Consider the following 22,424-nt stretch of genomic DNA (forward strand, 5'->3'; position numbering starts at 1 on the left):
TTACCAGACCACAGGAAGGCGCACCAGGGTCCGGGCTTTGTTCTGGAAGAGGAGGTACCCCATATCGCGACCGTAAAGGTACAGATCGCGGGTCAGGGCCACGTCTTTCTGGCAGTAGGATTCGATGAGGTCCAGGCGCCCCTCCTTCCACCAGGCCAGGGCGGCCAGGCCGTCGGCGCTCTTTTCGGCCCCCAGGGTGTGGCTGGAGAGATGGTCCAGGGAGAGGCGATACCCGAGCCGCTTGTGCACCTCGTCGAGCATGTCCAGGGTGGGGAGCCGATGAAAGTCGGCCCCGCACACACCCGAAAGCACATCGTAGTCGAACCGCCGGATGTTGAAGCCCACCACCAGGTCCATCTCTTTTAAAAGCCGGGCCATCTCCGGGATTTGATCCTCGGTCCAGGCGGTGTAGGCATCGGTCTTGGAATCGTAAAGCACGGCCACGCTCACCCCCATGAACCGGGCGCGGCCCCAGCCGCCCACCTCTTCGGCGGACCGCCTTGTCTCCACGTCCAGCACGGCGTAGCGCTTCGGGATCGGGGGTTTGCCCCTTGCGTCCTCGGGTTTGGGTGCGGGGAACCGGGGGACAGGCTCCCCGGAGAGAAGGGCCGGGGCAAGGGGTGTTTGAAGCTTTTCAAGGAGCACCCGGGAGGCCTCCTTGTCGATGGGCCGGTTCCCGGAGCCGCACTTGGGAGAGTGGACGCACGCCGGGCACCCGGTCTCGCAGGGGCAGTCCCGGATCACCGACAGGGTCCTGTCAAAGAGGGCCTCGGCCTGGCCGAACACCCCGGCACAGATGCCGATGCCACCGGGAAAGCCGTCGTAGATAAAGACCGCGCCCTTTCCAAGCTGGGGGTGGTGGGGAATGGAGATCCCCCCGATGTCGTTTCTGTCCGCCATGGCAAACAGGGGCAGGATCCCGATGGCGGCATGCTCAACAGCATGGATGCCCCCCATGAAATGACGCTGCTCTTTCTCCATGTCCACCCGCACGGCCTCGGGCACCTCCAGCCAGAGCCCCTCGGTCTCGAACACCTGGGGGGGCAGATCCAGGGGAATCACGGTGAGGAGCCGCTGGCCCTTCACCAGCCGTTTTTCATACCCGGTGATGGTCTCGGTGACCTTGAGCTTGCCCACCCCCACCCAGGCATTGCCCAGGGGCTTGCGGTTGCTCACCTCAAGGATCTCCGTGGCCTTGTGGCTGCGGATGCGGGTGAAATAGTGGACACGCTGCTTCTGGGCCACGGCCGTTCGCTTATCAAGGTCCAGCTCCGTTACCACGTAGGAGTCCCCCCGGTGGATGTACACCGCCCCGGGGTAGGTCTCCCGAACGGCCCGGTGCCCGTCCACGCTGCCTATGAGCTCACGGCTCTCCGCATCGACGATGTCGAAGGTATCCCCCGTGCCCCGAAGCGCCACGGACCGCTGGGGAAACTTCCGGTGGGAAAAGAGAAGGTCCCCGTCCGCGCTGGCCAAAAGGGACCCGAAGGCCTCCATGCGGGAGAGTTTGTCGGCAACGGCCTCCTGGCGACACAAGGGTTCGCCGCGCCTCAAGGGAAGCTCGGCGGCCGCACAGTCCAGGTGTTTGGCCATGAGCACCTCGTTGGCCGGGTTCACCACCGCCCTTTCCGGGTCCATGGAAAAAAAGAGGTCCGGGTGGGTCATCATGTACTGGTCCAGGGCGTCCTCCTGGGCGATGAGCACCACCAGGGAATCACGGCCGCTTCGCCCCACGCGCCCGGCCCGCTGCCAGGTGGCCATGATGCTCCCGGGATAGCCCACAAGGATACACAGGTCCAGGCCGCCGATGTCGATGCCCAGCTCCAGGGCGCTGGTGGAGACCACCGTCAGGAGTTCCCCTTCGGCCATCTTCCGCTCGATCTCCCGGCGCTCCTCCGGCAGAAAGCCGGAGCGGTAGGCCGTGATCTTCTCCCCGAAATCCGCCTTTTTGGAGGCCGCCCACATGGCAATGAGCTCGGTCATCTTCCGGGACTGGCAGTAGACAATGGTGCGGAGCTCCCGGTGCATGGCCGAATGAATCAGCTTGATGGCCGCCTGGGAGGCCCCTTCCGGGGTGTTGAGAAGGATAAAATGCTTGGTGGAGGCAGGGGACCCGCTTTGGGTGATGGCCGACACCTCCACATCAGCAAGGCTTGAGGCGTGCTCCGCCGGGTTGCCGATGGTGGCCGAAGAGAAAACAAAACAGGGGTCCGAGCCGTAATATCGGCAGATCCGCTTGAGGCGCCGGAACACCCAGGCCATGTGGGAGCCCATCACCCCTTTTAAGGTATGGACCTCGTCCACCACCACAAAGCGCAGGCCACGAAGGAAGGTGGCCCAGGAGGCATGGTAGGGAAGGATGGAGAGATGGAGCATCTCCGGGTTGGTCATGAGGACATGGGGCGGGCGGGTGCGGATCTTCTTGCGGGCATGGGGCGGGGTGTCCCCGTCATAAATGGCCGCCGTCACAGGGTCTGCGGCAAACACCGCCGAGGTGAGGCGCTCAAGGCCCTTGAGCTGGTCCTGGGCCAGGGCTTTAAGCGGAAAAAGATAGAGGGCGTGGGTGTCGGGATTCTCCAGCACGGCCTCCATCACCGGAAGGTTGTAAATGAGGCTCTTGCCGCTGGCCGTGGGCGTGGCCACCACCGTGTGCTCCCCCCGCCTGATGGCTTCAATGGCCGCCACCTGGTGGCTGTACAGGCGCTCCACGCCCATCCCGTTGACCGCTGCCTCAAGGGGGCCGGGCAACGGCGGGTCCAGCTCCCCGAGGGAGGCCTCGCGCCCCGGGATGACCTTGTGGGCCGCAATATGGTGCGAGAACACCTCGTGCCCGGTCATGCCCCGGATGTAATCATCCACCGCCATCTATCCCTCCGTCATGGTTGCCATGCGTGACACACGCTCTAAAAAAACAGCCTTCGCATCCTCGGGAAGCCTCACCGACAGCCCCACCACCGCCGTGAACGACTCGCTGAGGACCTCGCCGCCGTGGGCCTCCACCTCGCGTTTCACCGCCGAAAGGTCTGCGTAGGCCACGGTCAGGGCCACCGGCTCGGAGGTGGCGAAAAAAGTGGTGGGGATCTCCTCCAGGCACTGTTTTACCATGCCGCCGTATGCCCGCACCAGCCCGCCCGTGCCCAGCTTGGTGCCTCCGTAATACCGGGTCACCACCACGGCAATCTCACCGATACCGCAATGGAGCAACACCTGATGCATGGGCGGCCCGGCTGTGCCCCGGGGCTCGCCGTCGTCTCCCATGCCCGAGGCCGAGGAGCCCGGAGGGCCAGCCACAAAGGCGTGGCAGTTGTGGGTGGCGTCCCGAAACTCCCGCTTCATGGCATCCACAAACCCCTTTGCCTCCTCCGCGGACGAGACCCTCTCGGCCGTTGCGATAAACAGGCTCCCCCCGATCTTCTCTTCCACCCGGTGCCTTCCCACCGGAACCCTGTACCCATCCATACCACCGCCTGTGTCACATCGTGGGGTTAAAAAATGAAACGACAAAATCTAAAGCCACCGGAACCTCCCTCCTTTAGCCCTTCGCCCTTTTGCCTTTCGCCTTAGCGTCAGCTCTTAGCCATCTATATCCCCCCCACTAAAAGGATGCAACCGCCCCGCTTTTTGTCCTTGGTTTTTCGCCGATTTCGTGGTTTTCTGAACATTGTGATGATGCTTTGATGAGAACACACGAGATGACAGACACCACATATGCCATCATACAAAAGGGTTCCGCGCGACCACCCCATGAAGTGGGGAAAGGTGAGGCCCCTTCGGCCAGCCCCCCTTGAAAAAAAGTCTGCTTCCACACCGTTCTGATATCTGATATATCAGAATAGCGACATCATCCATGCAGCCGCCTCACAGGCACACCGGCTTATTTAAACATCAGAACCATGAGGAGATGTGACCCATGCCCAACCATCAGACCATTCGTATCCAGGAAACCGATATCTTTCTTCGCAGGAGCGGCGAAGGAAACAAACAAAGCGTGATCTTCCTCCACGGGATGCGCTTTTCATCCCTCAACTGGGAAGAGCTGGGTACCCTTGATCTGCTCGCAGACAAAGGCTTTGACGCCATCGCCGTGGACCTACCCGGCTACGGCCAGTCCCCTGCCGCTGACATCGCAAAAGAGCAGGTCCTCCCCCTGATTATCGAAGCCCTGGGCGTCACCGCCCCCATCATCGTGGCCCCCTCTTTCAGCGGCGAGTACGCCCTGCCCGTCATCTCCGAGCACCCCTCGGATTTCTCCGGTGTCGTGGCTCCCGCGCCCCTGGGCATCCCCGAAAACGCCGGCGCCCTCAAGGGCACTTCCCTGCCCTTCCTCATCATCTGGGGTGACAACGACCCCATCGTCCCCGTGGAAAACGCCCACATCCTGGACAGCGTCCTGGCCGACAGCGAAGTGGTGATCCTCCCCGAAGGCGGCCACCCCACCTACCTCAACCAGACCGAGACCTTCCATCGCCACCTGGTGAGGTTCCTGGAAAAATTGTAGGCATGTAGCCCACTGCCGCATGGATCTGTCATGTTACCCATGCGACCGTATAACAAAAGCCCTCAGCTGATCTTCACAGATCGGCTGAGGGCTTTTTCGTATAAGAAATCGACCCGCCGGAGGCCTGCTAAATAACTTGTTGTGTGGCCCCCGGGCTCACAACGTCATTCACGGGCGTAGCCCGTCAGCACATGTGACGCCCCTGAGGAACGAAGGGACGGAGCATGTGCGAGCTGGGGTCCAGGGAATTCATTCCCTGGCCGCCGGAGGCAAACTGAACCAGGCACATGAGCCCCGAAGTTATGCACCTTGTCCATCCAGAATCACCCCGATGGCTTCTCCGGCGGCTTTGAGGCCAAAAATGGCGGTCAGATAGGAGATGCTGCCGAGGACCGGGGCGATGCGCTGGCCGTCGTCGGTGGGTTCTTCGCCCGTGGTGGACGGGTTCTTGCGGGCGGGTTCGGTGGAGTAGACGCAGCGCACGCCTTCAAACACTCCTTTTTTGTGGAGGCGTCGGCGCACGCTCTTGGCCAGGGGGCAGATGCGGGTCTCGGAGATGTCGCCGGAGGTGATGAGGTTTGCATCGAGCTTTCCTGCGGCCCCCATGCTGGCCACGATGGGGATGTTGCGCTCTTTGGCGTTGATGATGAGAAACACCTTGGAGGAGAGGCTGTCGATGGCATCCACCACCACGTCCATGGGGCGCTCCAGGATGGTGTCCGTGGTCTCTTCGTTGATGAAGCAGTCAAAGACCGTCACCTCGCACTCCGGGTTGATGTCCTTGATGCGCGCCTCGGCCACGGCCGATTTTTTCATGCCCACCGTGGAGGAGAGGGCGTAGAGCTGGCGGTTGATGTTGCTCTCGCTCACCACGTCGTAGTCCACGAGGGTCAGCTTCCCCACCCCGGCCCGGGCCAGGGCCTCGGCCGCAAAGGAGCCCACCGCCCCCAGCCCGCAGATGGTTACGTGGGCTTCCTGCAATCTGTCCAGCCCATCTCGCCCGAGAAGCTGCTCTGTTCGCGCATGGCGCGTTGGTGTCGTCATGTCTGTAGATGCCTCCGGCGGGTCGCTTTTTTAAAAAAAAGCTCCGCAAAAAACGTTCCGCTGACGCAAAGGGTTGAGACCTCGCTTCTCGGTCTCAACCCTTTGCGCAACTCTTTCTTGGATGGTGTCTCGCTGCAAGCTTTCGATCCGTCAAGACTCTACACCGAAAGCAATGCGGTTAAACCTGATAACAAGCAAACTATGGCTGCGTATCCTGTGACTTCGATGCTTGTAAAGCAGCCGGCATAAACCACCAGCGATTATGTCGGGCGAAGCCCGAGCCGAAGGCCCTTGCGCTTTGGCCCGAGGAACGAGGGGCAAAGCGCAAGGGCAATATGCTTCCGAGGTGGCTCCACCTCGCCGCCGGAGGCATGCTTTTGCAAATGGTTTTCACCATAGACGATACGCTTTCAGCCGTCTCCAAACAACCGCACCCCATTCTCCCAGGTGGTTTGAGCGATCTCGTCAGGGGTGGTTTCGCGTACGGCGGCCAGTGTGTTCACGACGTGTATCACATGGGCGGGCTCATTCAAAGGCCCGGGGACCTCGGCCGGGAGCATATCCGGGCTGTCGGTTTCAATCAAAAGCCGATGGTCCGGCACGGCAGCCGCTGCTTTTTTGGCTTTGTGGTTTGCCGGGCGGGTGATGGAGCCGGAAAAAGAGAGAAAGGCACCGAGGCGCAGGCACTCGCGAACCATCTCCACGGAGCCGGAGAAGGCATGGATGGCGCCGCCATGGGGCAGGCCCCCCTCCTGCTTTAATAGCTCCACCAGGCGGCCCCAGGCCTTGCGGCAATGCATGGAGACAGGCCGCTTCAGGGCTTTGGCCAGCCTGAGCTGGGAGAGAAACACCGCCTCCTGCTTGCCCCGGTCCAGGCCGTCCACGGCAAAATCGAGGCCGATCTCTCCCACGGCTGCTGCATCGTCTGTCATGCGCTGCCCTAAAGCATTGACCCAGTCCGGGGAAAGGGTCTCGATGAACCAGGGATGCACCCCGTACGCAGAAAGGATCTCGGGATGACGCCCGGCAAGCCCTGCCAGCGCCCCCCAGTCCTCTTCCCGGGTACCGCAGGAGAGGACGCGGGCAACCCCAACGGAGCGGGCCCGGGCCATCATGGCGTCCATATCCCCTGCCACACGGGGATCCTGAAGATGGGCATGGGTATCAAAGAGTTTCATATTCATGGGGGCATTTTACAGTCGGATGGGCACCTTTTCAAGCGATGCCTCCGGCGGGCAGGGGATAAATCCCCTGCACCCCAGGTTCGCACATGCTCCGCCCCCTCGTTCCTCGGGTTCGTCACATGTGCTGACGGGCTTCGCCCGTAAAAACTAATGAGGAGGAAGGGCGTTACGCCCCCAAAAAAAATGCCGCTGCGATTCACCCCATGGGCACATCGCAACGGCATCTCAATCAATCAAGGAAATTCAGGTATCACAGGCCACGGTTCTCGGGTGCGGCCACCCAGCGTAAGCTGGAACGCTCGCCAGCTCGGGCTGTCGTAAATAAATAATCACACAATGGTTCGCCAGAATACCGCTGGGATTTGACCCGAGGAACGAGGGACAAAGCCCGGCGGTAATTTGCTTTCAAGGTGGCACACCTTGCCGCCGGAGGCTGTTTTTTGTGCTTTTATTTTTTTTGCAGCCTTAGCCGCCCATGATGGCCCGGGTGACCTGGTAGGCCATCACCGAGAGTACAAAGGCAAAGCCTGTGTTGAAGACCACGCTGAAGGTGGCCCATTTCCAGGAGGTCTCCCGTGCGATGACCACCACCGTGACAAAGCAGGGTGCGTAGAGCATCACAAAGACCAGGAGGGCCACCGCGGTTGCCACGCTCCAGGTGGGGTCGGCGGCCAGTCGCGTGGAGAGCCCTTCGGCCTCTTCGGCGTCCACCTCGCCCAGGGAGTAGGCAGTACCCAGGGTGGAGACGATGACCTCTTTGGCGGCAAAGCCTCCCAGCAGGGCGATGTTGGTTCGCCAGTCAAACCCTGCAAGCTGGGTGAGGGACTCCATGCCGGTGCCGATCTTGCCTGCCACGGAGTGCTTGAGGGCGTGCTGGGACTCGCTGTTGTCGATCTCGGCGAGGCGAGCCTCAAGGGCGTCGGCGCTCAGGGTGGATTCTGCCACCGTGCGCTGAGACGCGTACTGAGCTGTCTCGCTTTCAGGCAGTCCGGGGAAGGTCATCATGGCCCAGATGAGGATGGAGATCCCCAGGATCACGGTACCGGCCTTCTTGATGTAGGACCAGGCACGCTCCCAGGTGTGGATGAGAAGCCCTTTCAGGGTGGGCATGCGGTAGGGAGGCAGCTCCATGACAAAGGGAGTGGACTCGCCCTTGATCACCGTGGATCGCAGGATCTTGGCCACCACCAGGGCCGCGGCCCATCCGCCGAGGACCGTCCAGAACATCACCGAAGCGGAGTTCTCGAAAAAGGCGGCTGCCACAAGAATGATGACGGGTACCTTGGCGCCGCAGCTCATAAAGGGAGCTGTGAGCACGGTGGCGAGCTTCTCTTTGGGGCTTCTCAGGGTCCGGGTGGCCATGACGCCGGGCACGGCGCAGCCGCCTGCGATACCGCCGGAGACAATAAAGGGCATGACCGAGGACCCATGCAGGCCGAAGGCACGCATGACGCGGTCCATCATATAGGCCATGCGGGCCATGTAGCCGGAGTCTTCAAGGAAGGCGATCATCATGAACATCACCATGATCAGGGGCACAAAGCCAAGGACGCCCCCCACGCCGCCGATGATGCCGTCCACCACAAGGGACTGAAGCAAACCCTCGGGCAGAACAGCCGTGGCCGCATCCGAGAGCCAGGCGAAAAAGGTCTCCACCCAGCCCATGGGGATCTCGCCCAGGGTGAAGGTGGCATAAAAAATGGCGTAGAGAATGGCCACCATGATGGCCGGCCCCATGAACTGCTGGGTCAGGACCTTGTCCAGCTGGTCGGAAAACTGGAGGCGCGCCTGGGGACGTACCGCACGGACCACGCCCTCTTTCATCAGGGCGGCGATGTAGCCGTACCGGTAGTCGGCAATGAGGGATTCAGGGCTGATCTTTAAGGTGGAGCGGCAGTGCCGGGCCACGGATTCGGACATCTTCGTAAGGACAGCGGCGGTCTCGGGGTCTTTTCTCTCCCCCATCTTGATCACCTGCTCGTCGTTCTCCAGATACTTGATGGCTACCCAGCGGGCCGGTGCGCGCTTGGCTAAAAAGGCGTTCTTTTCCACCACGGCCACCATCTCGTCGATGACAGGGTCGAGGTCCGGTCCGTAGGAGATGGCAAGGGGAGCCCACTGGCCCTGCTTCTCTTCGGCAAAGCGGATGGCCTCTTCCATGAGCTGGTCTTTGCCGTCGCCGGTACGGGCCACGGTCTCCACTACGGGAAGGCCGAGGCGCTGTGAAAGAAGGGCCGTGTCGATCTCTTTGCCCTGCTTTCGCACCGAGTCCATCATGTTGAGGGCCAGGACCACAGGGACCCCGAGTTCCATAAACTGAAGGCTTAAGTAAAGGTTCCGTTCCAGGCTGGTGGCGTCAAGGATGTTCACCACGGCGTGGGGACGACGCTCCACAATGTAGTCCCGGGCCACGAGCTCCTCGGGCGTGTAGGCGGTGAGGGAATAGGTGCCGGGAAGGTCCACGATGGTGAGTTCGTGACCGTTATGGCGGGCATCTCCTTCGCGGTGTTCCACGGTGATGCCCGGATAGTTGCCAACCCTCTGGCGCGCGCCGGTGAGGGAGTTGTACATGGTGGTCTTCCCGGAGTTCGGGTTGCCGGCCAGTGCCAGCGTCAAATGCTTGTCCATGATAATTCTGCTTACCTGCTGTAAGATGTCCATGTCATGCGCCCAGGCCGCCCCTTGATTACATCAGACGGAGCGCCTTGTGCAGGGCTGCCGGTGCTACGCTTCAAGGGCGTCCACAAAAATAAAATCCGCTTCGCTGTTCCGGAGGGTCAGGGTAAAATCCCTGAGCCGGATGGCCACGGGGTCTTTGAGGGGGGCCTTGCCCACCACCGTGAATTCGGTGTTGGGAACGATGCCCATGTCACGGATCCTCCGGCCCAGTTCTCCTTCGCCGGTCACCATGCGGATCACGCCTTTCTGATCCACCTTCATCTTACGCAAACTCATCATTTCTGCCATTGTTGCCTCACTTCATGCCAGTGTCACACTGCCGTTAAGAAAAGATAAAACGGGGCTTCATGCCCCACGCCGTCGCTGCCTGTCTCCGTATCGGGACAGGCGCCCCCGGTCCGCGTGCCTGCCGCATCTCATCTGCGGGGAGGTGCTTTCGGGGAACGATGACCTCACGGTTCCTTCGGGAAGCCTCTTTTTTGGCAAGCCAAAGTTTTTATGGGGTTGATAGCACACCACCTCACCCCATGCAACTCTTTTTTTCAACGATTTCAATCGGTCAACGAGGTCCCTCACACACCACGCCAGGCCAGTCAAACATATCATTTCAAATAGTTAACCGGAAAATCAGTAAAACACTTTGACCCAAAGACCTTCTTTTTTGCTAAAATATTTTTCGGATAGCCAAACTTTTTACATTGACACATCCTCAGACACTCCCTATCTTTCTCATGCACCCGTAGGGGGTGCCAAGCGGCTTACACCGCCCCCGTGCCCATCAACACCATGGGCCGCAACCCCTTTAATAGAGAGGCCGATTTCATGCTTGACACAGCTATCGTCATTCTGGTGGTGGCCGCCGCTTTTTTCTTTACCGCGCGGTCCCTCTACCACACGTTCACCGGTAAAAAGAAAGGGTGCAGCTGCGACTGCTCCCAATGCGGTACCAGCAACACCTGCGACATCCCCGACGACAAGCGGCTGCTGTAACACAGCGTTCCCGTTTATTTCCTTTATTAAACATGAAAAGGCCCGCAGACGGTCCCTTCCGGGAACCGCTTACGGGCCTTTTTTATTTTAAGACCAGGCGTCACTCTCTGCGTCTATGCTCCGGTGTAACGAAGGAACGTCGCATGTGGGAACCCGGTTAGAACCGCTTTCCGCCCCGGGGGTAGGCGTCTGCTTCCATCAGCAGGGGGCCGTCCCACGATGTGTAGGCCTCGTCTCGGGCCAGGGTGTCTCCCACATCCCGGATGCCCAAACGGCCATAGGTCTCGGCCGTGGGCAGCCCGGTGTCCGGGTCGTAACCGTTTTCCCGGTACCAGGACCGCACCAGGGCCATGTGCTCTTCCCGCTCTTCGGCCCCTTCCGGGGAGTGCTTGAAGTCCGGGCGCTGGGGCAGCATGTCGTGGGTGATGGTGATACCCTGGCGTGCGTTGAAGGCGCGCTCCACGGCCCCGATGCGGTCGGAGACCTCTTCCACCATGGCGCCGGTGTAGGTAACGCCCGTGGCCTTGGTGAGCATGTCGGCCAGGCCGTCGAAGAGGGACCCTTTCCAGATAAGGGGCAATGCACAGGTCCAGGTGTTCACCGCGCCTTTGCATCGGCCGATGGTGTCGGCCAGGGTGGTCACCCGCTCCCCATGGATCATGGAGTGGACCGGATCATCGGTGATGATGCCTTTGTCCATAAGGTCCTTGAGCACGTCCTCATCGGAGTTTTCCCCGCAGGACCAGCTTCGGCCGCGCAGGTGGTCGGCCCCCCGTGTGGCGATGGCGTGGGCCAGGGAGAAAAGGCCCGCAGGGTAGACCCCGCGCCCCAGGCCCTTGGTGTGATAGCAATACTCCATGGCCCCGTTGCCCACGATCTTGGCCAGGGAGTACATGCCCTCGGCAATGAGATTGCCGAATCCTTCGCGCATGACGGTCTTGTGGACCAGCTCCACCTGGTCTTCGGCGTTCTCCCAGGAGAGGTCAAGGCCGCCCGTCACCTCATCGTCGATGATGCCCCGGTTGTAGAGGTCCTTGGCCAGGGCGATGGTGTTGCCGATGGCAATGACATCCACCCCGTAAGCATCGCAGAGGTTCTCCATCTCCATGATGGCCACCGGGTCGTCCACCCCGCAGTTGGTCCCCAGGCAGTAGACCGCCTCGTACTCCAGGCCTTCCCCCACCTCGCCTTTGCGCTCTCCCCTGGGAATCTTGTAGAGGTTCTTGCACTTGATGTGGCAACTCTGGCAACCCACGCGATCGATTTCGTACTCTTTCCACGCGTCGTGGCGAATCTGGGCCGGAACCTCCTCGGGAGAAAGCTCCTTTTCAAAGTTGCGGTACCCGGGATACCAGTGGGTGATGCCGTAGTGGGAGCCGTAGACCGCCGCCACCTCCTGCTGCACCCGATCCTTGGCCATGAACTGCTTGTCCTCCTTGGACAGGGCGAGGAACCCGGGCCGGTCAAAGAGTTCGGGACGTCCCGTTCCCCTCAATACAATGGCTTTCAGGTTTTTGGATCCCCACACCGCCCCGCTGCCCCGGGAGGCCGAGGCGTACTTGTCCACCATGGTGGAGGCTAGGCGCACAAGGTTCTCTCCGGCCTGGCCGATGCAGGCCACGCTCACGCCCTTGCCGTGACGCTCCACGAGGATGTCGGTGGTGGCCCAGGTGTCCAGGCCCCAGAGGTCCCCGGCGTCATGGAGGGAGACCTCCCCGTCTTCGATGAGAAGGTAGACGGGCTTATCCGAGGCACCTTTCACCACGAGCTGATCGTAGCCTGCGCGCTTCATCACGTTGCCCATGGTTCCCCCGACGTTTCCGTCCCCCATGATCCCGCTGTAAGGGGACAGGGTGCTGACATGGAGACGGCTGGAGAGGCCCATGGTGGTTGCCGTCAGGGTCCCGGTGGCAAAACAGAGAAGGTTCTCCGGCCCCAGGGGGTCCACTCCGGGCCCCACCTCGTCAAACAGGGTTTTAGCGTTGAGGCCCCGGCCCCCGAGGAAGGCCTTGGCCACCTCACGGTCCAGCTCTTTTTTTTCCAGGGTCCCGTGGGTCAGGTCCACACGAAGCACGGTTCCGCACCATCCGAACATAACGACACTCCCCGGGCGATGGGTCACCGCCCTGTTGCAATCCAATCGATATTTACGAAGAAATTCCCCATTCTTATCGTATCCCGCAGGCAGACACAAGCCCGCACCACAATCTTCTTTACGGTGCCATGCCGGGGGCCTATACTAAAATGTTTGGGCATTACTCAGATTGCGTTCCATGGATAAAGCGGGTTGAACAACCAGGCCTCCGGCGGCCAGGTGGGGGCACCTGGAAACCCTAAGGCGAATGCATGGAGGGCCACATCATGCAGATGTTTTCGAGGCATTCGCGTGGCCTGTGACATATGGCAACCGCTTTTGCAGGAGAGGCCCATTTTATCTTTCTGCAAACCCGATAAAGGGCATTAGGGGCCGCTTGCCTTTAACCGGAATAACTCCTGCGGCGAGGTGTGACACCTCGAAGACAGGGGGCGAATGCGCTTTCCCTCTCGCTTGTCGCGCCGTACCCCTTGGACGTGGGCGAAGGCGGATTAAACGCTTTGCCCCCAGCAGAGCCGCCGGAGGCAAAAATCTAAATGCGTTAACCCTGAGGAGCGGAGCGCAAAGGGTATCAGCTTTCGAGGTGTTTTTGCTATTGTGGCTTCGCCACCCTCGCCGCCGGAGGCATGCTTTTTCCACTCACTTTAACCATAGAAGACATTGAAAAACGAAGGCCTCCCGGTATCGCCCGGGTGGTGCCAGGAAGGATTCTCTATACATATGGACGCAACCATCGACATCAAGCAGGAGGTCCTGGATTCGGCCCTCTGGCTTTCGGAAAACAACTACTTCGGCTCCCACCTCAGCTCCGGGGGCAACGTTTCAGCGCGGGTGCCCGGTGAAAACCTTTTTGCCGTCACCCCGTCGTCCGTGCCTTACAACGAACTCTCCCCAGAGGACATCTGCCTGCTGGACTTCGACCTCAACCGGCTGGAAGGGGACCTGAAGCCCTCCATCGAGGCGGGGATGCACGCCGCTATTTACAAGGCGCGGCCGGACGTGGGGGCCGTGGCCCACACCCACCAGTTCCACGCCAGCATCTTTTCGGTGCTCAACACCCCCATCCCCCCCCTTTTTGACGAGATCACCATGCACATCGGCAACCAGGTGGCGGTGATCCCGTACGCCATCAGCGGCACCGACGCCCTGGCCGCCCAAGTGGGAGATGCCGTCACCAACGGCTGTGCCTGCTTTATCATGCAGAACCACGGCGCCCTGAACTTAGGGGGCTCCCTCAAGCAGGCCCTGAGGAACGCCGAGTTCCTGGAAAAAATCGCCAGGGTTTACCACAGCGCCCTGGCCACGGGTCGTCCCGTCACCACACTGCCGGAGCATGCACTGGCCTTCTGGGACGAAATCCGGCAAACCCTGTGACCCCGGCCCGGGGGTGCTGTTTTTTCCGGTGGCATCCCCCGGCCCCTTTCTGATAAGAAGCGGGCACAACAATGAGATACAGGAAGCCATCGCAACGCACCCTTTGATTCGTTTTGCGGTGACATCCGTCACCCATAGAACCGAAGAATAAGGGATACACCCCCCATGACCCATAGCGACACAGACAACCACGATCACGACCAGAAGGAGGAGCTGGCGGCCCTGCTGAAGCAGGTGCTTCCCTTAGAGCTCCCCCACGTTCACTTCAAGGACATCGCCGCCATCGAGCGGGTGATGCCCCAGGAGAACTTCACGGAAATTCTCACGGACCTGGCCCACGGGAAAAAAGGGCCCTACACCCTCATCGACGTGAGGTCCGAGGCCGAGTTTGAACGGGAGCGCCTCCCCTTTGCCGTGAACATCCCCATCCTCACCAACGAAGAGCGGCACAACGTGGGTCTCATCTACAAGCGCCACGACAAAGACCTGGCCCTCTCCTACGCCTGGCACCTGGCCCGGCAAAAGGAAGAGGCCTATCTCAAAAAGGTCCGGGAGCTGGCCCAGGGCGGGCCCGTGATCCTCTACTGCTGGCGGGGCGGGGGCCGAAGCCGTTACACCACCAGCATGCTCAACCAGAACGGCATCGACGCCGTGCGCCTCAACGGCGGGCAAAAGGCCTTCCGCAAAGAGGTGCACACCATGCTGTACGAAACCACGCTGACCCTCTACCCCTTCTCCGGCCAGACCGGCTGCGGGAAATCCGAGCTGCTGGAGTACATCCAGACACACCACCCGGACCTGCCCGTCCTCCACCTGGAAGCTGCGGCAGGCCACGCCGCCTCGGTCTTCGGGGAGATCCGCTTCAACCTCATGGGGGAGTCCCTGGCCAAGAGCCAGCGAGACTTCGAGACCAACCTCTACGTCAACATCCTGCAGCACCGAAACCCCGACGGCAGCCTGCCTCCCTTTCTCACCGAGATGGAGAGCTCCAAAATCGGCCGGTTCAACCTGCCCCCCTCCGTCTGCAAGGCCCTTGAAAAAGAGACCCACATCGGCCTCACCTGCCCCCTTGAGACCCGACTGGCCCGGCTGGAGAAAGAGTACTTCGGCAAAGGGGGAAAAGAGGTGGAGGAGATGGTCAAAGACGCGGTGCGGTTCCTCACGCGCCGGGTGGGCAAAGAGACGGTGGAGAGATGGTGCGCGGCCATCGACGCCGGGGACTATCGCGGGTTTCTCAATGAGGTGATGGTGGACTACTACGACAAGGTTTACAAGGCCGTGGACGCCCCGCCCCTGTTCACCGTGCCCAACGTCGACCCGGCCGAAGCGGCGGCAGCCATTGCCGCGTGGTACCACAGCGCAAAAGAATAAACAGGGGAATTATGCCTCCGGCGGCCCTGCCGGGGGCCAAGCCTTTGAAAAGTTTAACAAACAGGTCTTTCCTGTAAAAAACGATTGCTTGATGTCAGCCGTCAAGCATTCGCCACAGGGTTTCCAGGTGCCCCCACCTGGCCGCCGGAGGCAACTTTTAACAACCGAATGCTGTTACAAGGAGTCCATGTTTTGCCAATCATGATCACACAGCGACTCTCCCTTGGTGACGACGAGGTGGAGATCTCCGCCGTCAAGGCGTCGGGGCCCGGGGGCCAGCACGTCAACACCTCGGCCACGGCCATTCACCTGAGGTTCGACATCCGGGCATCCTCCCTACCCGAGGTCTACAAGGAGCGGCTCCTGGCCCTGTCCGACCACCGCATCACCGACGAGGGCATGGTGATCATCAAGTCCCGGGAGCACCGCAGCCGGGAGATGAACCGCCAGGCAGCCCTGGAGCGCCTCATCAACCTGATCCGGGGGGTGACCGCGGCGCCCAAAAAAAGGCGCCCCACCCGGCCATCGAAAAATGCCAGGGAGAGACGCCTCAAGGCCAAGACCCGTCGCGGCGACCTGAAAAAATCACGGGGAAAAGTTTCCCACGAATAGACGACCCCAACGCGCAGCTGAGGCTACGACACATGATCATCTATCTTATCGGCATGGTGGGCATTGCCGCATTTTCCGTCACCGGGGTGGTGGCGGCGGGCAAAAAGGACATGGACCTGTTCAGCATCATCCTCCTTGGGGTGGTGACGGCCCTTGGCGGCGGCACCATCCGGGACATCCTCATGGACGCCAACCCCATCTTCTGGATCGGGGACGAGACCTACCTCTGGGTCTCCGTGGCAGCCGCCCTCATCGCCTTTTTCTTTATCCGCTTTGTCAGCAACACCTACACCCTGTTTCTCTATGCCGACTCCTTCGGCATGTGCCTGTTTACCATCACCGCCGCGGAAAAGGCCCTCTCCCTGGGCTTCTCCTACCCGGTGGCCGTGCTCATGGGCCTGACCACCGGCATCGCCGGGGGCATGATCCGAGACATCCTCACCGGCAAGATGCCCCTGCTTTTGGGCCGGGAGTTCTACGCCACCCCGGCCCTCCTCGGCGCCTCCCTCTTCTGCCTACTTCTTCACCTGGCACCGGACCACGCGTTCAACCGCTACTACGGCCTGGCCCTGGCCTTTGGCCTGCGGTGCGCCTCCATCCACTGGGATCTCTATTATCCGCGCTTTCTTTTGTACAAGGGAAATGCGTAGCCACAGGATGTCAAGGCGTCCCCACCTTGCCCCAGCCGGAGAGGATATAGGCGGCACAGCCCACGCCGGGCTTGGCGGAAGCTGAGGCCACCGGGCAATTCTTTGCGCAGCCCCCGCAGGCCAGGCAGTTGTCTTGACGGGCGGCGCGCGTTTCAGGCCCCTCCCTGGCAAGGTCGCCCTGGGGGCAGACCACGACACAAAAATCGCATCCCGCGCAAAGATCGGTATGGAGCTCAAGGGTTGCCATATTTCCGACAGGACGAAGCTCTTTCATGAAAGCACCTCCTTGACCTGTGAACGGCACCGTCACCCGGCTGTGATTCCGGGCCCGATTTCAGTATACCCGGAAAGGGAACTCTTAGGCCACCCTTTGCGAGTTCCCCCACCCATCCCATCATTACCATCCCCACCCTGCGAGCAACCCGCCTTCACAATTTCTAAATCTTCAGAAGAATCAAATATAATATTAGCCCCATATCATCGAAAAGCCGACAAAGAAGGCCTTAATTCAAGGAACATTTAAGCAAGTCAATACAAGGCAATCCATAGAAAAAACTTGATGTTTTATGAAAATAGAAGTTAAATGACCGTTCGTAAGGACAACCCAACCCCAACGCTGTATCCAGCTATCCACGTACCGTTTCCATAAAGCGTTGTGGCAATGTGCCCATGGGTTCATCGGCTTATGCACGGGCCTCGTCATATCTCGTTACTAACGCACAATAGTAATATGAGACAACTTGACGCAAAGAGACCAGTAGGCATGACCGGACAGGGCAAACAGCCGGCCGGCCCCCGGCCGACACCGGTTTGCATGACCCTCGTCGCCTGTCCGTCCGGATCCGGGTGGGACCGGATCCCGTCACACCGAGACCAACAATGAGGAGATGTGTTTATGAAAAGAGTTCTGTTTCTTGCCTTGTGTTTTTCCCTGACGGCATCCATTGCCGCGGCCGCCACCATCAAGATCGGCCTCATGTGTCCCCTCACCGGTTCCTGGGCCAGCGAAGGCCAGGACATGAAACAAATCGTCGAGCTCCTGGCCGATGAGGTCAACGCCAAGGGCGGGCTCCTCGGCAAGCAGGTGGAGATCATCACCGAAGACGATGCCGGCGATCCCCGTACGGCCGCCCTGGCCGCCCAGCGCCTGGCCACCCGCGACATCATCGCCGTCATCGGCACCTACGGTTCCTCCATCACCGAAGCCTCCCAGAACATTTACGACGAAGAGGAGATCATCCAGATCGCCAACGGCTCCACGGCCATCCGCCTTTCGGAAAAGGGACTGGACTACTTCTTCCGCTCCTGCCCCAGGGACGACGAGCAGGGCAAGGTGGCGGTGAAGACCCTCATGACCATGGGCTTCAAAAAAGTAGCCATCCTCCACGACAACACCACCTACGCCAAGGGTCTGGCCGACGAAGCCAAGGCGCTGCTGAAACAAGAGCCTGCGGAAATCGTCTTTTACGAAGCCCTCACCGCCGGAGAGCGTGATTACAGCGCCATCCTCACCAAGATGAAGGCCTCGGCCCCCGACGCCGTCCTCTTCACCGGTTACTACCCCGAAGCGGGCCTTCTCCTTCGCCAGAAGATGGAGATGGGCTGGGATGTGCCCTTCATCGGCGGCGACGCCACCAACAACCCCGACCTGGTCAAGATTGCCGGCAAAAAAGCCGCCGAAGGCTTCTTCTTCCTGAGCCCCCCTGTTCCCCAGGACCTGGACTCCGCCGAAGCCAAGGCCTTCCTTGCCGCCTACACCAAGAAGTACAACGGGGTCCCCGGCTCGGTCTGGGCGGTTCTTTCCGGTGACGGGTTCAACGCCATCGCAGCCGCCATCAAGGCCACCGGCTCCACCGACACCAAGGTCCTGGCCAAGTACCTCCACAACGACCTCAAGGACATGCCCGGCCTCACCGGCAAACTCTCCTTCAACGAAAAAGGGGACCGCGTAGGCGATCTCTACCGTCTCTACAAGGTTGACGGCCAGGGGAGCTTCGTGCTGCAGCCGTAAGGGGCGACAGCCTCGCCCGGACAGACAGAAGACGGCGAGGCGCCTCGCATGCTTATCACCCCGGCGACAACCTTAAATCAAAGGGTGCATGCAATCGCCGGGTTGATAGAAATCCCAACACGCATCAGAGGCATCGGGTTCCCGATGCCTCTGCCGCGTGACGTACCACCGGAGAAGTAAGATGGAACTGTTTTTTCAACAGCTGACCAACGGCCTGGCCGTGGGGGGCATTTACGCCCTCATCGCCCTGGGCTACACCATGGTCTACGGCGTCTTGAAACTGATCAACTTTGCCCACGGCGATCTCTTCACCATCGGGGCGTACCTGGGGCTCACCCTGCTTTCCGCCCTGGGCCTCACCGACCGGCTGGGCCCCTTCGGCGTGGTCCTTGCCCTGGCCATCATGGTCATGGGCCTCGTGGCCGTGGTGGGCATCATCCTGGAACGCATCGCCTACCGCCCCTTGCGCGAATCCCACCGGCTCTCGGCCGTGGTCTCGGCCCTGGGCGCCTCCATCTTCTTCCAGAACGCCGTCATGCTCATCTACGGCGCCCGCTACCAGGTCTACCCCCACGACATCCTGCCCAAGGTGGTGATCCCCATCTTCGGCCTCAACGTGCCGTTGCTGCGCATCCTGATCCTGCTCACCTCCGTGGTGATGATGGCCGCCCTCTACTTCTTCATCCAGAAGACCAAAACGGGCACAGCCATCCGTGCCGTTGCCATCGACCAGGGCGCGGCCAAGCTCATGGGCATCAACGTCAACGCCGTCATCATGATCGTCTTTCTCATCGGCCCGGCCTTAGGGGGCGCGGCCGGTCTCATGGTGGGCCTCTACTACGGGCAGATCAACTTCACCATGGGCTGGATTTACGGCCTCAAGGCCTTTACCGCGGCCATCCTGGGCGGTATCGGCAACATCCCCGGGGCCATGCTCGGCGGCCTGCTCTTAGGGGTCATCGAAGCCCTGGGCGCGGCGTATATCTCCATTGCCTGGAAGGACGCCATCGCCTTTGTCGTGTTGATCCTCATCCTCATCGTTCGTCCCACCGGCCTCCTGGGCGAACGGGTTGCGGAAAAAGTGTGACGGGACCTGTCCCGCACGTGGGCCGTCCACGGCCCGCCACCACGCCTTTATCAACCCTGGACCGAATTTTTTACAGCGAGGCCATGACCGTATGAAACGAAACGCCATTTACATTGCACTTGCATCACTGCTGGCCATCTCACCGGCCTTTCTCAACGCCTACTGGGTGGACGTGCTGAACAGCGTCGGCATGTACGCCCTGCTGGCCCTGAGCCTGAACATCATCCTGGGCCACGCCGGCCTGTTCCACATGGGCCACGCCGCCTTCTACGCGGTGGGGGCCTACACCACCGCCATCTTAAACACCACCTTTGACATCCCCGTGCTCTGGCTCATGCCCGTGGCAGGGCTCATGGCAGGGCTCGTGGCCCTGATCGTGGCACGCCCCATCATCCATCTGCGGGGAGATTACCTCCTCATCGTCACCATCGGCTTTGTGGAGATCGTACGCATCGCCCTCATCAACAACGTCTTCGGCATCACCGGAGGGGCCAACGGCATCTTCGGCATCGACCGGCCGTACATCTTCGGCTTCAAGATCCGAAAACCCCACGAGTTCTTCTACCTCATCTGGGGGTTCATGGCCGTGACGGTCTTTCTCTTCCACCGCCTGGAAAACTCCCGGTTCGGCCGGGCCTTAAACTACCTGAGGGAAGACGACGTGGCCGCCGAAGGCAGCGGCATCAACACCACCTACTACAAGCTCATCGCCTTTGTGCTGGGCGCGGTGTGGGCCGGCATGGTGGGCACCATCTACGCGGCCAAGATGACCATCATCGCCCCGGAGTCCTTTAACTTCTGGGAGTCGGTGGTGATGTTCATGATCGTGATCCTAGGGGGCTCCGGCAGCATCCGGGGGGTCATCCTAGGGGCCTTTCTCGTCATCGGCCTTCCCGAGATCTTCCGAAGCATGAGCGCCGTCAGCGACCTCATCAACAGCCTCTTTGCACACTTCGGTGTCACCCTCTCCCTGGACTTCGGGAACTTCAGCCAGGCCCGCATGCTGATCTTCGGCGCGGCCATGGTGATCATGATGATTTTCAGAAACGAAGGGCTCCTGCCTCCACGGCCCAGGACGTACCCCCTTGACAAGATACGGGAGGAGATGCCGTGAGCCTGTTAACACTGGACAACCTCATCAAGGACTTCGGCGGCTTACGGGCCGTGGACGAGGTCTCCTTCGACGTGGAGGCCGGAGACGTCTTCGGCCTCATCGGCCCCAACGGGGCGGGCAAGACCACGGTCTTCAACCTCATCACCGGCAACTACGTGCCCAACCAGGGCAAGGTGATCTTTAACGGACACGTCTTAAACGGGATGGCCCCCAACAGAATCGTCTCCATGGGCGTGGCCCGGACCTTCCAGACCATCCGGCTCTTCAAGACCCTCTCGGCCCTGGAAAACGTCCTGGCCGGGTGCCACTGCCGCATGACGTCCGGCTCCATCGCCGCCATGCTGAAAACGCCCTTTCAAAAGCGGGAAGAAAAAGAGGCCATCAAGCTGGCCCTGGCCGAGCTGGACTTCGTGGGCCTCTCAGAAGATGTCGAAACCCGGTCCGACAGCCTCTCCTACGGCAACCAGCGCCTCCTGGAAATCGCCCGGGCCCTGGCCACCCAGCCCAAGCTGCTCATCCTGGACGAACCGGCAGGGGGCATGAACGAACAGGAGACCGACGCCTTAATCGACATCATCGCCCGCATCAAGGCCCGCGGCATCACCGTGCTTCTCATCGAGCACGACATGAGCCTGGTGATGCAGGCCTGCGAAAAACTGGTAGTGATTGAGTACGGCAAAAAAATCGCCGAAGGACTGCCCGAAGAGATAAAGACCAACAAGAAGGTCATCGAAGCCTACCTGGGCACCGACGACGATGAGGAGGAGGGCGAAACGTGCTTTTAGACGTAAAAAATCTCCATGTGAAATACGGCACCGTGGAGGCCCTTCACGGCATCAACCTGCACGTGGACGAAGGGGAAATCGTCACCATCCTGGGGGCCAACGGCGCCGGGAAATCCACCACCCTCATGACCATCAGCGGGCTCTTGAAACCCTCGGAAGGCGAGATCTGGTTCGACGGAAAACCCATCCACACCATGCCCGCCCACAAGGTGGTGGAGGAAAAACTCACCCAGTCCCCGGAAGGCCGCCGCGTCTTCTCCACCTTAACCGTCCAGGAGAACCTCAACCTGGGCGCCTTCACCGCCAAAAACCACAAACGGGTGGAAGAGACCCGGCGCTGGATTTTTGACCTGTTCCCCCGCCTCAAGGAGCGGAAAAGCCAGCTGGCAGGCACCCTCTCCGGCGGCGAACAGCAGATGCTCGCCATCGGCAGGGCCCTCATGAACAACCCCCGGATCCTCCTCCTGGACGAGCCGAGCTTAGGCCTTGCCCCCATTCTGGTGAAAGCCATCTTCGAGACCGTGGCCGAGATCAACAAAAGCGGGGTCACCGTGGTCCTGGTGGAACAAAACGCCAAGGCAGCCCTCAAACTCGCCCACCGGGGCTACGTCATGGAGGTGGGTCGCATCGTCCTGGAAGACGACGCCGACGCCCTCCTGGCCAACCCCAGCGTCCGGGAAGCCTACCTGGGCGGGGGGAAAAAATAAGGATAAAAGCCTCCGGCGGCCCTGCCGGGGGCTAAACGTTTAAAAAATTTAACAAACAGGTCATAAAAAAAATATTTGCATGAATGCCGTTTTACTAATGGGGTCATATTACACCCGACATTCGATTGATCCTAAGACACTGAATATAATAGCAACCAAAGCCATGGGTATGTCGACTGAGATTCGGTCTCATTAATAAATGCGGAAATGATTTGCCCCGAGG

19 protein-coding genes are annotated in these 22,424 nt (G+C 60.6%); 11 read left to right on the top strand and 8 right to left on the bottom strand.

From position 1 onward, the window contains the following. The gene (locus tag ACOYW0_RS09075; RefSeq protein ID WP_482418202.1) at window positions 1-2,865 is read right to left on the bottom strand and encodes a DEAD/DEAH box helicase; all 2,865 of its coding nucleotides are present in this window, start codon (window positions 2,863-2,865) and stop codon (window positions 1-3) included. Beyond that, a complete protein-coding gene (locus ACOYW0_RS09080; RefSeq protein ID WP_482418203.1) occupies window positions 2,866-3,459 on the bottom strand; it encodes an IMPACT family protein in 594 nt (197 codons plus the stop codon). Window positions 3,460-3,910: 451 nt separating this feature from the next. Here ACOYW0_RS09080 and ACOYW0_RS09085 point away from each other — a divergent pair, with 451 nt between their 5' ends. Continuing rightward, window positions 3,911-4,498, top strand: a complete 588-nt coding sequence (locus ACOYW0_RS09085) for an alpha/beta fold hydrolase (protein WP_482418204.1) — start codon at window positions 3,911-3,913, stop codon at window positions 4,496-4,498. A 300-nt stretch (window positions 4,499-4,798) separates the two neighbouring features. On the opposite strand, the gene ACOYW0_RS09090 is transcribed toward ACOYW0_RS09085, so the two are convergent. The 4 genes from ACOYW0_RS09090 to ACOYW0_RS09105 form a co-directional block, all read right to left on the bottom strand. Next, window positions 4,799-5,542, bottom strand: a complete 744-nt coding sequence (locus ACOYW0_RS09090; RefSeq protein ID WP_482418205.1) for a tRNA threonylcarbamoyladenosine dehydratase — start codon at window positions 5,540-5,542, stop codon at window positions 4,799-4,801. A 410-nt stretch (window positions 5,543-5,952) separates the two neighbouring features. Beyond that, window positions 5,953-6,726 carry a TatD family hydrolase gene (locus tag ACOYW0_RS09095; protein WP_482418206.1) on the bottom strand — a complete coding sequence of 258 codons (774 nt, stop codon included), beginning with the start codon at window positions 6,724-6,726 and terminating at the stop codon, window positions 5,953-5,955. A 465-nt stretch (window positions 6,727-7,191) separates the two neighbouring features. Continuing rightward, window positions 7,192-9,354, bottom strand: coding sequence for a ferrous iron transport protein B (gene feoB / locus ACOYW0_RS09100; RefSeq protein ID WP_482418207.1), 2,163 nt, complete (start codon window positions 9,352-9,354; stop codon window positions 7,192-7,194). Between the two features lie 96 nt (window positions 9,355-9,450). Next, a complete protein-coding gene (locus tag ACOYW0_RS09105) occupies window positions 9,451-9,693 on the bottom strand; it encodes a FeoA family protein (RefSeq protein WP_180142426.1) in 243 nt (80 codons plus the stop codon). A gap of 534 nt (window positions 9,694-10,227) precedes the next feature. Between ACOYW0_RS09105 and ACOYW0_RS09110 the strand changes: the two genes are divergently transcribed. Further along, complete coding sequence (locus ACOYW0_RS09110) at window positions 10,228-10,395, top strand: FeoB-associated Cys-rich membrane protein (RefSeq protein ID WP_180142424.1); 168 nt, start codon at window positions 10,228-10,230, stop codon at window positions 10,393-10,395. 157 nt (window positions 10,396-10,552) lie between these two features. Here the strand turns inward: ACOYW0_RS09110 and ACOYW0_RS09115 are convergent, their stop codons facing one another. Then, window positions 10,553-12,490, bottom strand: coding sequence for an aldehyde ferredoxin oxidoreductase family protein (locus ACOYW0_RS09115; protein WP_482418208.1), 1,938 nt, complete (start codon window positions 12,488-12,490; stop codon window positions 10,553-10,555). Between the two features lie 720 nt (window positions 12,491-13,210). Here ACOYW0_RS09115 and ACOYW0_RS09120 point away from each other — a divergent pair. The 4 genes from ACOYW0_RS09120 to ACOYW0_RS09135 all read left to right on the top strand — a co-directional run bounded on the left by ACOYW0_RS09120 (window position 13,211) and on the right by ACOYW0_RS09135 (window position 16,497). Beyond that, window positions 13,211-13,864, top strand: coding sequence for a class II aldolase/adducin family protein (locus ACOYW0_RS09120; protein ID WP_482418209.1), 654 nt, complete (start codon window positions 13,211-13,213; stop codon window positions 13,862-13,864). Between the two features lie 165 nt (window positions 13,865-14,029). Next, window positions 14,030-15,235 (top strand): tRNA 2-selenouridine(34) synthase MnmH, encoded by a 1,206-nt coding sequence (gene mnmH / locus ACOYW0_RS09125; protein ID WP_482418210.1) that lies wholly within the window; start codon window positions 14,030-14,032, stop codon window positions 15,233-15,235. Between the two features lie 201 nt (window positions 15,236-15,436). After that, window positions 15,437-15,847 (top strand): alternative ribosome rescue aminoacyl-tRNA hydrolase ArfB, encoded by a 411-nt coding sequence (gene arfB, locus ACOYW0_RS09130; RefSeq protein ID WP_482418826.1) that lies wholly within the window; start codon window positions 15,437-15,439, stop codon window positions 15,845-15,847. Between the two features lie 32 nt (window positions 15,848-15,879). After that, on the top strand, window positions 15,880-16,497 hold the full coding sequence (locus ACOYW0_RS09135) for a trimeric intracellular cation channel family protein (RefSeq protein WP_482418211.1): 618 nt from the start codon (window positions 15,880-15,882) through the stop codon (window positions 16,495-16,497). Window positions 16,498-16,507: 10 nt separating this feature from the next. On the opposite strand, the gene ACOYW0_RS09140 is transcribed toward ACOYW0_RS09135, so the two are convergent. Beyond that, window positions 16,508-16,771: a 4Fe-4S dicluster domain-containing protein gene (locus ACOYW0_RS09140; RefSeq protein ID WP_482418212.1), complete on the bottom strand. Its 264-nt coding sequence runs from the start codon at window positions 16,769-16,771 to the stop codon at window positions 16,508-16,510. A 621-nt stretch (window positions 16,772-17,392) separates the two neighbouring features. On the opposite strand from ACOYW0_RS09140, the gene ACOYW0_RS09145 reads away from it, so the two are divergent. From ACOYW0_RS09145 to ACOYW0_RS09165, 5 genes are all read left to right on the top strand, one after another. Next, window positions 17,393-18,508, top strand: coding sequence for a branched-chain amino acid ABC transporter substrate-binding protein (locus ACOYW0_RS09145; RefSeq protein ID WP_482418213.1), 1,116 nt, complete (start codon window positions 17,393-17,395; stop codon window positions 18,506-18,508). Window positions 18,509-18,689: 181 nt separating this feature from the next. After that, window positions 18,690-19,595, top strand: coding sequence for a branched-chain amino acid ABC transporter permease (locus ACOYW0_RS09150; RefSeq protein WP_180142405.1), 906 nt, complete (start codon window positions 18,690-18,692; stop codon window positions 19,593-19,595). A 91-nt stretch (window positions 19,596-19,686) separates the two neighbouring features. Further along, window positions 19,687-20,709: a branched-chain amino acid ABC transporter permease gene (locus ACOYW0_RS09155; RefSeq protein WP_180142402.1), complete on the top strand. Its 1,023-nt coding sequence runs from the start codon at window positions 19,687-19,689 to the stop codon at window positions 20,707-20,709. Further along, complete coding sequence (locus ACOYW0_RS09160) at window positions 20,706-21,494, top strand: ABC transporter ATP-binding protein (RefSeq protein WP_482418214.1); 789 nt, start codon at window positions 20,706-20,708, stop codon at window positions 21,492-21,494. The genes ACOYW0_RS09155 and ACOYW0_RS09160 overlap by 4 nt, the downstream gene beginning before the upstream one ends. Beyond that, complete coding sequence (locus tag ACOYW0_RS09165; RefSeq protein WP_180142397.1) at window positions 21,485-22,201, top strand: ABC transporter ATP-binding protein; 717 nt, start codon at window positions 21,485-21,487, stop codon at window positions 22,199-22,201. The genes ACOYW0_RS09160 and ACOYW0_RS09165 overlap by 10 nt, the downstream gene beginning before the upstream one ends. Window positions 22,202-22,424 lie beyond the last annotated feature (223 nt).

The sequence above is a fragment of the Desulfoluna sp. HI9BLuna genome (genome assembly GCF_056829775.1).

What these genes read in the sequence shown, in the direction of transcription:
- feoB (WP_482418207.1), bottom strand. Translation starts at nt 9,354, where the DNA reads ATGGACAAGCATTTGACGCTGGCACTGGCCGGCAACCCGAACTCCGGG.
- ACOYW0_RS09110 (WP_180142424.1), top strand. Translation starts at nt 10,228, where the DNA reads ATGCTTGACACAGCTATCGTCATTCTGGTGGTGGCCGCCGCTTTTTTC.
- ACOYW0_RS09145 (WP_482418213.1), top strand. Translation starts at nt 17,393, where the DNA reads ATGAAAAGAGTTCTGTTTCTTGCCTTGTGTTTTTCCCTGACGGCATCC.
- ACOYW0_RS09090 (WP_482418205.1), bottom strand. Translation starts at nt 5,542, where the DNA reads ATGACGACACCAACGCGCCATGCGCGAACAGAGCAGCTTCTCGGGCGA.
- ACOYW0_RS09075 (WP_482418202.1), bottom strand. Translation starts at nt 2,865, where the DNA reads ATGGCGGTGGATGATTACATCCGGGGCATGACCGGGCACGAGGTGTTC.
- mnmH (WP_482418210.1), top strand. Translation starts at nt 14,030, where the DNA reads ATGACCCATAGCGACACAGACAACCACGATCACGACCAGAAGGAGGAG.
- ACOYW0_RS09135 (WP_482418211.1), top strand. Translation starts at nt 15,880, where the DNA reads ATGATCATCTATCTTATCGGCATGGTGGGCATTGCCGCATTTTCCGTC.
- ACOYW0_RS09120 (WP_482418209.1), top strand. Translation starts at nt 13,211, where the DNA reads ATGGACGCAACCATCGACATCAAGCAGGAGGTCCTGGATTCGGCCCTC.
- ACOYW0_RS09155 (WP_180142402.1), top strand. Translation starts at nt 19,687, where the DNA reads ATGAAACGAAACGCCATTTACATTGCACTTGCATCACTGCTGGCCATC.
- ACOYW0_RS09085 (WP_482418204.1), top strand. Translation starts at nt 3,911, where the DNA reads ATGCCCAACCATCAGACCATTCGTATCCAGGAAACCGATATCTTTCTT.
- ACOYW0_RS09080 (WP_482418203.1), bottom strand. Translation starts at nt 3,459, where the DNA reads ATGGATGGGTACAGGGTTCCGGTGGGAAGGCACCGGGTGGAAGAGAAG.
- arfB (WP_482418826.1), top strand. Translation starts at nt 15,437, where the DNA reads ATGATCACACAGCGACTCTCCCTTGGTGACGACGAGGTGGAGATCTCC.
- ACOYW0_RS09105 (WP_180142426.1), bottom strand. Translation starts at nt 9,693, where the DNA reads ATGGCAGAAATGATGAGTTTGCGTAAGATGAAGGTGGATCAGAAAGGC.
- ACOYW0_RS09095 (WP_482418206.1), bottom strand. Translation starts at nt 6,726, where the DNA reads ATGAATATGAAACTCTTTGATACCCATGCCCATCTTCAGGATCCCCGT.
- ACOYW0_RS09115 (WP_482418208.1), bottom strand. Translation starts at nt 12,490, where the DNA reads ATGTTCGGATGGTGCGGAACCGTGCTTCGTGTGGACCTGACCCACGGG.
- ACOYW0_RS09140 (WP_482418212.1), bottom strand. Translation starts at nt 16,771, where the DNA reads ATGAAAGAGCTTCGTCCTGTCGGAAATATGGCAACCCTTGAGCTCCAT.
- ACOYW0_RS09150 (WP_180142405.1), top strand. Translation starts at nt 18,690, where the DNA reads ATGGAACTGTTTTTTCAACAGCTGACCAACGGCCTGGCCGTGGGGGGC.